Here is a 14833-nt window from a genome sequence, read left to right on the forward strand (position 1 = left end):
ACCGCGTGGCCGCCCGCGGCCAGCGCCTCGCCGGCCTCGCCGACCGCCGACGCCGCGGCCTCCAGGTCCACCGCCGCGTCCGCGGGCAGACGCAGCACGTACCGCCCGCCCTGGGCGATCAGCGGAGTCGCACCGGGACCCTGGCCGGGGGCCGTGACGAAGGCCCGCACCCGGCTCACCACACTGCGCAGCGCCGAGGCCCAGGTGTCGGGCAGACCGTCGGGCCAGATGGTGTCGGCCAGCTGGTCGCGGCTGGTGCCACTGGAACGCTCCAGCACCAGGCGGGCGAACGCCACCTGGGCCTGGGCGCTGGACAGGTGCTGCGGAGCGCCGTCCTCGTGCTCGACGGCCACCAGACCGGTGAGGCGGATCAGCATGCGCGCGCCCCCGATCTACCGGACGCACCGTCTTCCCTGAAGCCTTTCAACACGAGCTCCAACCCCCTCGAGTCAAAGCGGAAGTGACGGCCCGTACCGGGCCGTCGGCATGGGACATGCGGATCGGAACGATAAACCGCCGACCAGCCGTTCGGTTTCAGCGGATTTCGACCATACATTCGCCGCATCGCGCGGTGTCAACACCGGTAACGGAAACATACCCACCGGCCGGTCGATACGTCGTAGGCGCAAGGTTTCCGCACGTCAGAGCGTTCCCGCAGGCCAGGAAAGCACCTATTGCGGACGCCTTGCGCATCCTGCCGTAGAAATGTAGCCATCCTTGAGCACCCCGCGTGAACGCTTCGAGAAAACACCCCCGAAGCCACCCGGAACCGCCCCCGGACACCCCCGCAGAACACCCCGGGCGAACACCGGACCGAAAACCGGCCCCGAATCGACCGGACACCAACCGGACACCAACCGGAGAACAACCGGCCCCGGCCCCGGCACCACCCCCAGGGCCGGAAACGACAGCCCGCGAAAGCCGTGAAAACCGTGACGCCGTGAAGGAGAAACGCCCGTGAACGCCACCGGAGCATGGGACCGCCTGGAGCCGAAGCTGGCCGCAACGAACGCCCGCGTGGCCGCACTGGAGCCCGACCCCTCCCGGCGCAACAGCTTCGTCGCCTACACGATGGAACGCGACAGCGCCTACTGCGACCTCGACGGCGAGCGCCTGCTCATGATGTCCGGCTACAGCTACCTGGGCCTGGCCGGCGACGAGCGCGTGGTGGCCGCCGCCAAGGCCGCCGTCGACGTCTACGGCACCGGCAACCACGGCGTACGGGCCCTGGCCGGCACCATCCCCCTGCACGAGGAACTGGAAGCGGAGGTCGCCCGCTTCGCCCGCCGCGAACGCGCCCTGGTCTTCGGCTCCGGCTACGCCGCCAACGTCGGCACCGTCGGCGCCCTGGTCGGCCAGGGCGACACCGTCCTGATCGACAAGTACGACCACGCCTCCATCGTCGACGGCTGCCGCCTGTCCGGCGCCACCGTCACCCGCTTCCGCCACAACGACGTCGACCACCTGGAACGCCGCCTCAAGGCCGCCTCCACCACCGGAGTACGCCTGGTCATCGTCGACAGCGTCTACTCCATGGACGGCGACATCGCCCCGCTGCCCGCACTGCGCGAGGTCTGCGACCGCTACGACGCCCTGCTCATGGTCGACGAAGCCCACGCCCTGGGCGTCATCGGCGAAACCGGCGGCGGCATCGAGGAACACTTCAACCACACCGTGCGCGTCGACATCAAACTCGGCACCCTCTCCAAGGCCATCCCCTCCATGGGCGGCTGGGTCGCCGGCAGCCACGACCTCATCGGCCACCTGCGCTACGCCGCCCGCCCGTTCCTCTTCTCCGCCGCCCTCGGCCCCGCCCAGACCGGCGCCGCCCTGGAATCCCTGCGGATCCTGCGCCGCGAACCCGAACGCGTCACCCACACCCAGACCCAGGCCCAGCGGCTGCGCCGGCGCCTCAACGACGCCGGCATCTCCACCATGGACTCCACCACCGCCGTGCTGCCCGTCATCGCCGGCTCCGACGACGCCGCCTACGACTACGCCACCGCCTGCCGCAAGGCCGGCGTCATCGGCCTGCCCGTCGTCACCCCCGCCGTGCCCAACGACCTCGCCCGGCTGCGCATCGCGGTCACCGCCCGCCACACCGCCGCCGACATCGACTTCGCCGCCGACGCGTTCCTGACCGCCGCCGCCCAGACCGGCCTGATCTGACCCGCCCCGCCTACGTCCACCGCCGCCAAGCCCGCGCGCAGCGCAGAGGAGACGAAGCCATGGCCCCCCGCCACCGGCCGCCCATCGCCGTCACCGGCCTCGGCGTGGTCAGCCCCGCCGGCCACAGCGTCGAGGAGTTCTGGCGCACCGTCGCCTCCGGGCGCTCCACCGCCACCGCCCTGACCGACCCCGCCCTGGCCCGCCACCGGGTACGCCTGGGCTGCAAGGTCACCGCCCTGCCCGACAACGCACTCGTCCCCGCCAAGGACGCCCGCCGCCTCGACCCGTTCGCCCACTACGGCACCCTCGCCGCGCTGGCCGCCCACGCCGACGCCGGCCACCCCCAGCCGCAGGCCGGACGCAGCGCCATCGTGGTCGGCACCGCGGTGGGCGGACGCACCACCAGCGACCGCGAGTCCGCGCTGTACACCGAGCACGGGCCGCTGCGGGTCTCCCCGCTGATGCCGCTGGTCACCATGCCCAACGCGGCCGCCGCCCAGATCGCGATGCGCCTGGCGTGGAGCGGGCCGGCACTGACCATCGCCACCACCTGCGCCTCCGGCGCGGACGCGATCGGCCACGCGGCGCTGCTGCTGGAAAGCGGACGGGCGGACGTGGTGATCGCCGGCGGCTGCGAGGCCACCCTCACCCCCGTCACCCTGGCCGCGTTCGGCAACCTCGGCGCGCACTCCCTGCGCAACGACGAACCCGAGCGCGCCTCACGCCCCTTCGACGCCGACCGCGACGGCTTCGTGATGGGCGAGGGCGCCGGCTTCCTCGTCCTGGAACGCCTCGCCGACGCCCGCGCCCGCGGCCGCACCCCCTACGCGCTGCTCGCCGGGTACGGTGCCGGCGCGGACGCCTACCACCTGTCCAACCCGCGCCCCGACGGCGCCGGCGCCGCCGCCACGATGCGCGCCGCCCTCGCCGACGCGGGCCTCACCCCCGGCGACATCGCCCACGTCAACGCCCACGGCACCTCCACCGTGGCCAACGACCGGGCCGAAGCCGCCGCCCTGCGCGCCGTGTTCGGCCCCCACGGCGTGCCGGTCACCTCCACCAAGGGCGCCATCGGCCACCTGATCGGCGCCGCCGGCGCCGTCGAGCTGATCGCCGCGATCCAGGCCATGAACACCCGCACCGTCCCTCCCACCGCCAACCACGAGAAGACCGAAGAGGACCTGGACCTCGACGTCGTCCACACCGCACCGCGCCCGATCCGCCCGGGAGCGGCCCTGTCCAACTCGTTCGGCTTCGGCGGCCACAACACGACCCTGGTGGTGACCCCGCTATGACCGCACCCACGACCACACCCGCCCCCACCGCCACACCCGCCGCACCGGGGCCGCTCTCGCGCACCCGCCTGCACGTCAGCGCCCAGGACCTGGCGGCCTACCGGGCCGCCGCCCGCGCCCACCTGCCCGCCCCCCACCCCAGGGCAGCGAGCCCCGCACACCCCTTCGTCGCCGCCCACGCCCTCGCCCAGCACACCGTCACCACCCTCACCGCCGGCGACAGCGCCTTCACCGGCGTCATCCACCTCGCCCAGGAGATCCACACCCACACCCCCCTCACCCCCGGTGACCTCGACGTCACCGTCGAGGTCACCGCCGTACGGCGCGAGGCCCGAGGCACCCGCCTGGCCCTGACCACCCGCCTCACCGACGCGGCCACCGGCACCCCGCTCGCCGACCTCGTCACCGCCGCCCTCCTGCTGGGCGCCACCCGCACCGAACCCCACGGCACCCTGGCGCCCGCCGCCCACCCGGGCACCACCCCCGACGGCGACACCCACACCTCCACCCACGTCCTGACCGCCGCCGACACCACCGCCTACGCCCACGCCTGCGGCGACCTCAACCCCATCCACCTCGACGAGGACGCCGCGAAAGCCGCCGGCTTCCCCGGCACCATCACCCACGGCATGCACCTCCTCGCCCTGGCCGCCGAACAGATCACCGACCGCCACGCCGGCGGCGATGCCACCCGCCTCACCGCCCTCGGCGCCCGCTTCGCCGCCCCCACCCGCCCCGGCACCGAACTGCGCCTGACCCTCCAGCCCCACGACCGGGGCACGGTGGTGCGCTTCACCATCGCCACCGACACGGGCACCGCCGTCAAGGCCGGCTGGGCACGCATCGCACCGGCGGGGGAGTGAACCCCATGACCACCACCCCCGCAGCCCGCACGACGCCGGACACCGCGCCGCCGCTGGCCCTGCCCGACGCGTTCACCCACCACGCCCGCACCCGGCCCACCGCCCCGGCCCTGCTGTGGCACGAACACACCGTCAGCTACGCCGAACTCGCCGAGGCCGCCGAAGCCGAACGCGCCCGCCTCACCGCCCTCGACCTGGCGCCGGGGGAACCGGTGGGCCTGATCGCCGTCAAGTCACCCGGCGCGATCGCCCTGGTCCTGGCCTGCCTGATGGAACGCCGCCCCTTCCTGCTGCCCTCCCCGCAGCTCGCCCCCGCCCTGCTGGCCGCCCTCTTCGCCCAGGCCGGCGCCCGCCACCTGCTCACCCCCCTCGGCCAGGACGCCCCGGCCCTGCCCGCCCTGCCCCGCCCCGCCCCGCCGCCCACCCTGGCCGCCGGCACCTCCTTCATGCTCACCACCTCCGGCTCCACCGACCTGCCCAAGATCGTCCCCCTCGCGCAGAGCGCCGTGGACCGCTTCACCGCCTGGGCCCACGACACCTTCGACCTCGGCCCCGGCCGCACCGTCGCCAACTACGCGCCCCTCAACTTCGACCTCGCCCTCCTGGACGTGTGGGCCACCCTCGCCGCCGGCGGCACCTGCCTGCTCATCGACCCCGCCCACGCCCTCAACGCCCGCCACCTGCTCACCCAGCTCAAGCGCCACCGCCCCCACGTGCTGCAGGCCGTCCCCCTCGCCTACGCCCTGCTCGTCCAGGCCACCGCAGGCACCACCACCGTCCTCGACAGCATCGAACACGCCGCGTTCACCGGCGACGCCATCGACGCCCGCACCCTCGCCGCCCTGCCCGCCCTGCTGCCCACCGCCCACCTGTACAACATCTACGGCTGCACCGAGACCAACGACAGCTTCCTGCACCGCCTGGACCGCCTGGACGCCGCAGCCGCCCTGCCCGTGCCCATCGGCACCCCGCTGCCCGGCGTACGCACCCTCATCACCACCGACGACGGCACCCCCCTGCACGGCGCGGGCAGCGGCGAACTCCACGTCTCCACCCCCTTCCAGGCCGCCGGCTACCTCGACCGCTCCCGCGACACCGGACGCTTCACCACCCGGCCCGAAGGCGCCGGCGAAGGCCGCCGCTGGTTTCGCACCGGCGACCTCGTCACCCGCGACGACACCGGCCGCATCCACCTCACCGGCCGCGCCGACTTCCAGGTCAAGGTCCGCGGCGTCGCGGTCAACACCGCCGAGATCGAACGCGTCCTGCTCACCCACCCCGACGTACGCGAAGCCGCCGTCGCCGCCGAAAGCGACCCGCTGACCGGCAAACGCCTGCACGCCGCCGTCCAGCGCACCCCCGGCTCCACCCTCAACACCCTCGTCCTGCGCGAGCACCTGGCCCGCAACCTGCCACGCGCCGCCGTCCCCGAGAAGCTCGCCATCCACGACACCCCCCTGCCCAAGACCGCCACCGGCAAGGTCGACCGCAAAGCCGTCCTGCCCACCCCCACGCCCTGACACCCACACCCACACCCACAACCGCCCACCCCAGCAAGGGAGTCACCCGCCATGAGCAACACCACCCAGATCAAGCGGTTCCTCATCGAGGAATTCCTGCCCGACATCACCCCCGACCAGCTCGCCGACGACCACGACCTGCTCTCCGACGGCGTCATCGACAGCCTCGGCGTCCTCAAACTCATCGCCTGGGTCGAGGACCACTTCACCCTGCCCGTCGACGACACCGACCTCGACCCCAACAACTTCCGCTCGGTCACCGCCATCGACGCCTTCATCACCGAACGCCGCGCCACCGCCGGCGCCACCGTGGGCGGCTGACCACGATGCACCCGGCCCTCACCGCGCTCCTCGCCGCCCGCCCCGTCGACCTGGAGGCCTGGCGCTCGTGGTGGGACCAGCTCGAACACCGCACCCTGGGCCCGGCCGACAGCGACCGGGCCCAGGCAGCGGCCCTGCTGGCCGGCCTCACCACCCGCCTGCCCGACCCCGCCACCCTCACCGCCCTGCTCACCTCCCTCACCGAACGCACCCCCCACCCCGGCCCCACCCACCCCGGCAGCGTCAACATCGTCGGCACCGGCGGCGGACCGGCCACCTTCAACCTCTCCACCGCCACCGCCCTCACCGCCGCCGCCATGGGCATACCCGTCGTCAAGACCGGCTCACGCGCCTACACCAGCACCGCCGGCTCCGTCGACCTCCTCGAACGCCTCGGCATCACCCTCACCCCCAGCCACACTGCCACCGCCGACCACCTCGCCCACCACGGCATCGCCTTCGCCGGCCCCCACGTCTACCCACCGGCCCTCACCCGCCTGGCCCGCACCCTCTACCCCCTCACCCTCAAACCCTTCGGCGCCTTCCTCAACACCCTCGGCCCCCTGATCGCCACCGTCCCCGTCACCGCCCAGCTCACCGGCGTCGCCACCCCCACCGCCCTCGACGCACTGCGCCCCCTGACCGCGCACGTCAACACCCGCACCATCTGGCTGGCCCACAACAGCGCCGGCGCCGACGAACTCCTGCCCTTCGCCGACAACACCCTGCACACCCCCACCGGCACCATCCACCTGCCCGCCGGCTCCCTCGCCCCCCACACCGGCACCCTCGCCGACCTCGCCCCCCACCCCGACGACCTCACCGGCCACTTCCTGCGCGCCCTCGCCGCACAGGCCGGCGACACCGCCACCCACACCATCGCCCTCAACGCCGCCGCCCTCGCCCTCGCCTCCGGCCGCCACACCCACTGGAACACCGCCTACACCGCCGCCCTGGACGCCCTCACCGACGGCGCCCCCCGCGCCCTGGCCGAACGCCTCGCCACCACAGCGGCCCGATCCACCCACGTCACCCGCGCGGCCCACCGCCAGGAGCCCACCCGTGCCTGAACCCCTCTTCCCCCACGGCCGCCTGGGCCTGGCCCTGTTCCTCAACGCCGGCGACCCCGCCGACCGCCTCACCGACCTCGCCCTGATGCTCGACGAACACCACGTCGACGTCCTCGAACTGGCCGTCCCCTTCCCCAACTCACCCACCGACGGCCCCGTCATCCGCCGCTCCGCCGACCGCGCCCTCGACGCCGGCACCACCCTGGACACCGTCCTGGACGCCCTCGCCGACCTCACCCCCCGACTGCACCACCTCAAGGTCGTCCTGCTCGCCGACTGGAGCCACAGCCTGCGCCACCGCGACCCCACCCACACCACCCGCCAAGTCGCCGCCGCCGGAGCCCGCGCCCTGCTCATCCACGCCCTGCCCCCACGCCTACGCCCCACCTGGCAAGCCGCCCTGCACGACACCGGCCTGCCCCAGGTCACCACCTGCTACCCCGCCTCCACCCCCCAGACCCTCCACACCGCCGCCCGCGACGCCCACGGCGCCTACGTCTACCTCGTCGCCCACTACGGCCGCTCCGGCACCACCCCCGCCACCGGCCACCACACCCTCACCACCACCGTCACCGCACTGCGCACCGCCGCCCCCGCGACACCCGTCGCCGTCGGCTTCGGCGTCAAGACCGCCGCCGACCTCCAGGCCGTCGCCGCCTGCGGCGCCGACGCGGCGATCATCGGCTCCGCCGCCGTCGCCCGCGTGGAACACGCACTGACCGAAGGCCTCGACCCCGTCACGGAGCTCCAGACCTTCCTCACCGACCTCCGCCCCGCCCACCCGCACGGGCCCGGCGGACCCGGCACCACCTCGCCCACCCCCACCACCCCCGGCACCACGACCCGAGAGGAACAACCCGCATGCTGATCCGCGACCTGGCCGACGTGAAGACCGTCGAATGGGGCAACGGCCTGTCCCGCCGCTTCCTCGTAGAGAGCGACGGCCTCGGCTACAGCCTCACCGACACCCTCGTCAACGCCGGCACCAAGTCCCGCCTGGAATACCGCAACCACCTGGAGGCCTGCTACTGCATCGCCGGCTCCGGCGAGGTCATCGACATGGACGGCACCTCCCACCCCATCACCCCCGGACGCCTCTACGCCCTCGACGAGCACGACGCCCACTACCTCGTCGCCGGCCCCGACGAGGACCTGCGCCTGGTGTGCGTCTTCTCCCCGGCCCTGCGCGGCGACGAGGTCCACCAGCTCGACGCCCACTCCTCCTCCGCCTACTAGGCACCCCGCGCCCCCACCGGGGCCCGCCGCCCCCACCCCGGGGGCCCGGGCCCCCGCGGTGGGCCCTTGGACATCGACGTGAGCCGGCGCCCCCGAGCGCCGGCCTGCCACCCCGGGCCCACAACGACAGCCCGGGAGGAAGGCGGCACATCCGTGATCCGCTGGAACGCCGACCAGACGGCCCTGCGCGAGGGCCTGGCCCGCTTCGGCGACGACCTGAGCGCCGGCCACATCGAAGGCGACGAACAGGCCGCCTTCTCCCACGACAAGTGGCGCATGATCCAGAAGACCGGCATCCTCTCCCTGCCCTTCGACGAACGCTACGGCGGCCTGGGCCAGTCCCTGCTCACCACCATGTACGTCCTCGAAGGCCTCGGCCACACCTGCCGCGACGGCGGCCTCAACTTCTCCGTCACCACCTCCATGGCCTCCACCGGCGTCCCCCTCCAGGCCTTCGGCTCACCCGCCCTCAAAGACGCCTACCTGCCCCGCATCGCCTCCGGCGACGCCATCGGCGCCCACGCCATCACCGAGTCCGAGTCCGGCTCCGACGCCATGCAGATGCGCACCCGCGCCGTACGCGACGGCGACCACTTCATCCTCAACGGCGCCAAGACCTTCGTCTCCAACGGCCCCGTCGCCGACGTCATCGTCGTCTACGCCCGCACCCACCCCCAAGGCGGCGCCCTGGGCGTCACCGCCTTCCTCCTCGACGCCGACACCCCCGGCCTCACCACCGGAAACCCCATCAAGAAGATGGGCCTGCGCACCTCCCCCCTCTCCGAGCTCTACCTCGACGACGTGCGCGTACCCGCCGACCGCGTCCTGGGCCGCGTCGGCGGCGGCTTCCTCGTCCTCGACCACGTCATGAAACGCGAAATCCTCTACACCTTCATCGTCAACACCGGCGAGATGCAGCACCGCCTCGCCCGCTGCCTCGACTACGCCAAGACCCGCATGTCCTTCGGCAAACCCATCGGCTCCTACCAGTCGGTCGCCAACAAGATCGTCGACACCAAGATCCGCCTCGAAACCGCCCGCAAGTGGCTCTACGACACCGCCCAACGCCTGGAAGCAGGCGACAACGTCACCGTCGACATGGCCATCGCCAAACTCCTCACCAGCGAATCCAACCTCGCCACCTCGCTGGCCGCCGTCCAGGTCTTCGGCGGCAACGGCTACATGTCCGAATACGGACTGGAGAAGGACGTCCGCAACGCCGTGGCCGGCACCATCTACTCCGGCAGCAACGAGATCCAGTACAACCGCATCGCCGCCATGCTGGGACTGGGCAAATGACCGCCCCCACCGCCCTGCTGGCCCCCCAACGCCCAGGCCACCTCAAAGTCTGCGGCGCCCGCACCCGCGCCGACCTCACCCTCCTCGCCGACACCGGCCCCACCCTGGTCGGCCTGTGGCACGGCATCCCCGACGGCCCCGCCGACCTCGAAGCCGACCGCCTCGCCGACCTCGCCGCCACCGCCATCCGCCTGGGCCTCGAACCCGTCCTCGTCACCTTCCTCGACGACGCCCCCACCCTCGCCGCCCTCGCCCGCGCCACCGGCATCCGCTGGATCCAGCTCCACGCCTACCAAAGCCCCACCCTCGTCACCGAACTCCGCGAACACCTGCCCTACGCCGTCCTCGTCAAAGTCCTCCACCTCTCCCGCGGACGCTGCCTGGAACGCGCCTTCACCAGCGCCTTCGAACGCGCCGGCTGCGACCTGTTCCTCCTCGACACCGTCACCGACGACGGCCGCATCGGCTCCACCGGCCAACCCCTGGACCCCGCCCACGTCCACGCCCTGCTCCCCCGACTCACCATCCCCTTCCTCCTCGCCGGCGGCCTCAACACCACCAACCGCGACACCTACCGCACCATCACCGACCACCCCCTCTACGCCGGCGCCGACATCGACTCCGCCGCCCGCGACCGCACCGGCCGCTTCACCCACGAAGCCGTCACCGCCCTCACCCGCGCCTGGCACCCGCGCCCGCAGGAGACGCACCCATGAGCCCCAGCTTCATCGACGCGCTGCTCACCGCCACCCGCCCCCTGGTCATGGAAGTCAAACTCCGCGACCCCCACGGCACCGACCTCCTCGGCAAGCGCACCGTCACCGACCTCGTCACCCGCTACGAACACGCCGGCGCCCCCTGCCTGTCCGTGGTCACCGGCCGCTGGTTCGGCGGCACCCCCCGACTGCTGCGCGACGTCACCGCCGCCACCACCCTGCCCGTCCTCCAGAAGGACTTCCTCACCCGCCCCGCCCAACTCGAAGCCGCCCGCGCCCTCGGCGCCTCCGCGGTCCTGCTCACCGCCGCCCTGCTGCCCGCCACCTCCCTGCGCCGCCTGGTCACCTGCGCCCTCGACCTCGGCCTGACCCCCTTCGTCGAGATCACCGACGAACGCGAACTCCACGCACTGCCCCGCATCACCGACTGCGTCGTCGCCGTCAACAACAAGGACATCCGCACCCGCGAACGCGACCACGGCGACCTCGGCCGCAGCCTGCGCCTGCTGCCCGCCCTACAAGCGGCCGGCTGCCGCGCCCCCGTCTCCGCCTCCGCCATCACCCACCCCCACGACGCCGCCCGCCTCCTCGACGCCGGCTACGCCGCCCTGCTCATCGGCACCTCCCTGATGCGCAACCCCGACCTCGACACCTGGCTCGCCGACCTCGACACCGCCCGCACCGGAGCGGCCGCGTGAACCACGACCTGCGCACCCGCTCCCTGGTCCTCGACGCCGACGGCATCCCCCTGTCCGCACTGGTCGCCGAACCCGAAGGCCGCACCCCCAAAGCCGTCCTCCTCGCCATCCACGGCCGCGGCATGCGCGCCGCCTACTTCGCCGGCCCCGCCCACCCCGACACCAGCCTGCTCACCCTCGCCGCCGACCTCGGCTACACCGTCCTCGCCATCGACCGCCCCGGCCACGGCGCCTCCGCCCACCGCCTGCCCCACGGCCAGCTCATCGCCGACCAGGCCGCCACCCTCCACGCCGCCCTCACCGACTACGCCCGCGCCCACCACACCGGCGCCGGCGTCCAACTCCTCGCCCACTCCTTCGGCGGCAAAATCGCCCTCCAACTCGCCGCCCACTGGCCCGCCGACCCCCACCTGCCCCTGCTCGGCTGCGACATCTCCGGCCTCGCCCAGCACTACGCCCCCGGCGCCTGGGACCGCCCCGACGACCTCGCCGGCGGCGGCCGCCTCAACTGGGGCCCCCTGAACCTCTACCCGCCCGGCACCTTCCACGCCGCCCGCACCCTGCTCACCCCCGTCCCCACCCTCGAATCCCGCGAACTGGCCACCTGGCCCGCCCGCTACACCGCCCTCGCCGCCCGCGTCCGCGTCCCCGTACGCCTGACCCTCGCCGACCACGAACACTGGTGGCGCCTGGACGAGACCTCCCGCACCGCCCTCACCACCGCCTTCCCCACCGGCCTCGCCCACCTGGCCACCGCCCGCCGCGCCGGCCACAACCTCTCCCTCGGCCACGCCGCCCGCCCCTACCACCTGCGCGCCCTCGCCTTCACCGACGACTGCCTCACCCGCCCCACCCCCGCGCCCGCGCCCACCGCCCCCGCGCCGGCCCCCGTCCTCGCCCCCGCCTGAGCGCAACCACCGGGCCAGGACCCCAACAAGCCACCTGACGCAGGGTGGTAGGAAGGCCCCGCCGTCCCCCAGGGCAAGGGACGGCGGGGCCCGCCCCCCGGCACGCCACCCGCGGGAATCCCCTACCACCCCAGACGGTTGCAGCCGACAGCCCACGAACGGACCCGGCCCTCCGCCGCGGGCACACCGACAGCCGGCCACAGGAGGGGACGCACATGAGGATCGGCGACATCGAGGTCCTGGCCATCACGGACGGAACGGGCACCGAGACCGCCGCCGACATCCTCACCCGCCCCGGAGTGGACGACCCCTGGGCCTGCCACCAGCACCACCGCGAACCGGACGGCACCCTGACCCTGCCGCTCGGCGGCTTCCTGGTCCGCAGCCGCGAACGCACCGTCCTCGTCGACGCCGGAGTCGGCCCCCACGACGACGGCCGCTACCGCGGGGGAGCACTCCTCGACTCGCTCGCCGCCCACGGCCTCACCCCCGCCGACATCACCGACGTCGTCTTCACCCACCTCCACTTCGACCACGTCGGCTGGGCCAGCGTCCACGACAGGCCCGTCTTCCCCCGCGCCACCTACCGCGCCCACCGCGCCGACTGGCAGCACTTCGTCACCGGCGCCGCCGCAACCCCCGAAGCCATCGCCAAACTCACCCCCATCGAGGGCCAACTCGAACTCTTCGACACCGACTTCACCCTCGCCCCCGGCATCGACGCCCTCCACCGGCCCGGCCACACCCCCGGCACCACCGTCTACGTGCTCTCCTCCGGCGGCCGCCGGGCCCTGCTGCTCGGCGACGTCGTCCACTCCGTCGTCCAGTTCGCCGAACGCGACTGGCAGGTCATCTGGGACATCGACCCGGCAGCCGCCCGCGCCGTACGCAACCGCATCGCCGACCAGGCCGCCGACACCGACGACCTCCTCGTCGCCGCCCACCTGCCCGGCATGCGCTTCGGCCGCATCCTCGCCGCCGACGGCAACCGCCGCTTCGTCGCCCTCTGAACCCACCCCACCCCCGCCCGCCCGAACAGCCCCGCCGAGCGCGGCGATCCCCGGCATGCGGGCACCCGGACCGTAGAGTGCCCCCATGCCGGTAGTCATCGCGGGCGGCCACGGCAGGGTCGCACTCCTGACCACCCGCCTGCTCACCGACCGCGGCCTGCGGGTCACCGGAATCATCCGACACCCCGAACAGGCCGCCACCCTGCAGGCCGTCGGCGCCCTGCCCGCCCTCGCCGACCTCACCACCGCCACCCCCGAGAAGCTCGCCCAACTGCTCACCGGCGCACACGCGATCCTCTACGCCGCCGGCACGGGCCTCAGCGACGCCCCCGGACACGCCAACCCGGTCGACCACGACGCCGTCCTCACCCTCGCCGACGCCGCCCGCCTCGCCGGAGTACACCGCTTCGTCCTGCTCTCCGCCATGGGCGCACACCCGGCCGCGCACCACCCCGCCGACCCACTCGTGGAAACCTTCCTGCGCGCCAAGGGCAGGGCCGACCACGACCTGCTCTCCCGCCCCGACCTCGACACCACCGTGCTGCGCCCCGCCTGGTTCCGCGACGGGCCCGGCACCGGCCTGGTCCACCTCGCCGCACACACCGGCCCCGGCGAGATCGACCGGCCGGACGCCGCGGCCGTCCTCGCCCACCTGCTCACCGTGCCCGCCACCACCCCGCGCCTCCTGGAACTCACCCGCGGCGCCACCCCCGTCCACCAGGCCGTCACCCGCATCGCCGCGCGCTCCCTCACCGACGGCTGAGCCCACCGCGCCCCGCGACCCACCCCCGCCACACCGTCCGCACCTGCACCGAGCAGCCCGCCGGCCCGCCGGCCGGCGGCGCTTCGATGAAGGGAAAATCCCTTGCCGCCAGCGGGCTCGGGGCTTGCCGGGCGGCCCCGGCGTCACCACACTGGGCTGACCTGCCGGGGGAGGGGGCGTCATGTGGGTGGTCCTGGTGCTCCTGCCGGCGGCGGGCGCGGCGGTGGCCGCGGCCGCTTGGCGCTGCCGCTCCGCGCTGCGCGAGCTGCGCCGGGCCGAACGGCTCGCGGCGGGGCGGGAGTTCGACCTCGACCGGATCGAACTCGCCTTCCTGGCCGGGGTGCTGGCGGAGCTGATGCTCGTGGAGATGTACGAGGGCGGACGGCTGGTCGCCTCCCGCTCGGGCGACGTCACGGTGACCGAAGCCGCGGCCGGGGCCGCGGACGGCCCGGGCGCCGGGCACGGCCCGGGTGCCGGCGACGGCTTCGAGGCGGTGGCCGTGCGATGGCTGGGGCCCACACGCACCGGGGACATCGGGGAACTGATCCGGGAAGTGGACCGGTCCCCGGAGACGAAGGCGCTGCGCAAGCGGCTCGCGGCGCAGGGCCTGGCCGACGACGAGGAACTGGTCAAGCGCGCGCGAGAGGCCGGCGAGCGGATGCCGGCGGTACTCGTCTCGGTGGCCGCGGCGGGCCTGGCCGCCCTGGTGTGGACACTTGCGCGGCACGAGAACTGGCTCGTCCCGCTCACGGCCTTCCCGCCGCTGTTCGCGGCCGCCCTGTGGATCAACCACACGTCGTGGCCGCCCACGCGCTCCGCCACCGGTCTCGGCGCCCGGGTGCTGGCCGCCGCCCTGACGTCCGAGCGCTGGAAGCACGGGCGGGCGGCCGTGGCCGTCCGGGGCCTGGCCGCCCTGCCCGAGGACCACGACCTGCGGATCTGCCGGGCCGCGGCCCGGGCCCGGG

Annotated in this window: 14 protein-coding genes and 2 pseudogenes; 15 read left to right on the forward strand and 1 reads right to left on the reverse strand. The window is 73.9% G+C overall.

The features are described 5' to 3' along the window. Positions 1-377, reverse strand: a pseudogene (locus tag KS423_RS20225) (DNA-binding protein); the annotation flags it as partial. A gap of 580 nt (positions 378-957) precedes the next feature. Here KS423_RS20225 and KS423_RS20230 point away from each other — a divergent pair. From KS423_RS20230 to KS423_RS20300, 15 genes and pseudogenes are all read left to right on the forward strand, one after another. Beyond that, positions 958-2169: an aminotransferase class I/II-fold pyridoxal phosphate-dependent enzyme gene (locus tag KS423_RS20230; RefSeq protein WP_224280968.1), complete on the forward strand. Its 1212-nt coding sequence runs from the start codon at positions 958-960 to the stop codon at positions 2167-2169. A 59-nt stretch (positions 2170-2228) separates the two neighbouring features. After that, positions 2229-3464: a beta-ketoacyl synthase gene (locus KS423_RS20235; protein ID WP_224280969.1), complete on the forward strand. Its 1236-nt coding sequence runs from the start codon at positions 2229-2231 to the stop codon at positions 3462-3464. Beyond that, positions 3461-4327 carry a MaoC family dehydratase gene (locus tag KS423_RS47430; RefSeq protein ID WP_263455051.1) on the forward strand — a complete coding sequence of 289 codons (867 nt, stop codon included), beginning with the start codon at positions 3461-3463 and terminating at the stop codon, positions 4325-4327. Before KS423_RS20235 ends, KS423_RS47430 begins: the two co-directional genes overlap by 4 nt. Positions 4328-4332: 5 nt before the next feature. Then, entirely contained in the window at positions 4333-5847 is a 1515-nt protein-coding gene (locus KS423_RS20245; RefSeq protein ID WP_224280970.1) for an AMP-binding protein, read from the forward strand. 51 nt (positions 5848-5898) lie between these two features. Then, positions 5899-6168, forward strand: coding sequence for an acyl carrier protein (locus KS423_RS20250; protein ID WP_224280971.1), 270 nt, complete (start codon positions 5899-5901; stop codon positions 6166-6168). Positions 6169-6173: 5 nt separating this feature from the next. Beyond that, positions 6174-7238, forward strand: coding sequence for a hypothetical protein (locus tag KS423_RS20255; RefSeq protein WP_224280972.1), 1065 nt, complete (start codon positions 6174-6176; stop codon positions 7236-7238). After that, positions 7231-8106 (forward strand): tryptophan synthase subunit alpha, encoded by an 876-nt coding sequence (gene trpA, locus KS423_RS20260; protein WP_224280973.1) that lies wholly within the window; start codon positions 7231-7233, stop codon positions 8104-8106. The genes KS423_RS20255 and trpA overlap by 8 nt, the downstream gene beginning before the upstream one ends. Then, positions 8100-8474 (forward strand): ectoine synthase, encoded by a 375-nt coding sequence (locus KS423_RS20265; protein WP_224280974.1) that lies wholly within the window; start codon positions 8100-8102, stop codon positions 8472-8474. Before trpA ends, KS423_RS20265 begins: the two co-directional genes overlap by 7 nt. Before the next feature lie 153 nt (positions 8475-8627). Next, positions 8628-9773 (forward strand): acyl-CoA dehydrogenase family protein, encoded by a 1146-nt coding sequence (locus KS423_RS20270; RefSeq protein WP_224280975.1) that lies wholly within the window; start codon positions 8628-8630, stop codon positions 9771-9773. Further along, entirely contained in the window at positions 9770-10489 is a 720-nt protein-coding gene (locus KS423_RS20275) for an N-(5'-phosphoribosyl)anthranilate isomerase (RefSeq protein WP_224280976.1), read from the forward strand. Before KS423_RS20270 ends, KS423_RS20275 begins: the two co-directional genes overlap by 4 nt. Beyond that, positions 10486-11187: an indole-3-glycerol-phosphate synthase gene (locus KS423_RS20280; RefSeq protein ID WP_224280977.1), complete on the forward strand. Its 702-nt coding sequence runs from the start codon at positions 10486-10488 to the stop codon at positions 11185-11187. Before KS423_RS20275 ends, KS423_RS20280 begins: the two co-directional genes overlap by 4 nt. Beyond that, complete coding sequence (locus KS423_RS47435; RefSeq protein WP_308020222.1) at positions 11184-12095, forward strand: alpha/beta fold hydrolase; 912 nt, start codon at positions 11184-11186, stop codon at positions 12093-12095. The genes KS423_RS20280 and KS423_RS47435 overlap by 4 nt, the downstream gene beginning before the upstream one ends. A 215-nt stretch (positions 12096-12310) precedes the next feature. Further along, complete coding sequence (locus KS423_RS20290) at positions 12311-13105, forward strand: MBL fold metallo-hydrolase (RefSeq protein ID WP_224280978.1); 795 nt, start codon at positions 12311-12313, stop codon at positions 13103-13105. 85 nt (positions 13106-13190) lie between these two features. Next, positions 13191-13868: an NAD(P)H-binding protein gene (locus KS423_RS20295; protein WP_224280979.1), complete on the forward strand. Its 678-nt coding sequence runs from the start codon at positions 13191-13193 to the stop codon at positions 13866-13868. Between the two features lie 181 nt (positions 13869-14049). Next, positions 14050-14833, forward strand: a pseudogene (locus KS423_RS20300) (hypothetical protein); the annotation flags it as partial.

The sequence above is a fragment of the Streptomyces sp. LS1784 genome, from assembly GCF_020103755.1.
GTDB lineage: Bacteria > Actinomycetota > Actinomycetes > Streptomycetales > Streptomycetaceae > Kitasatospora.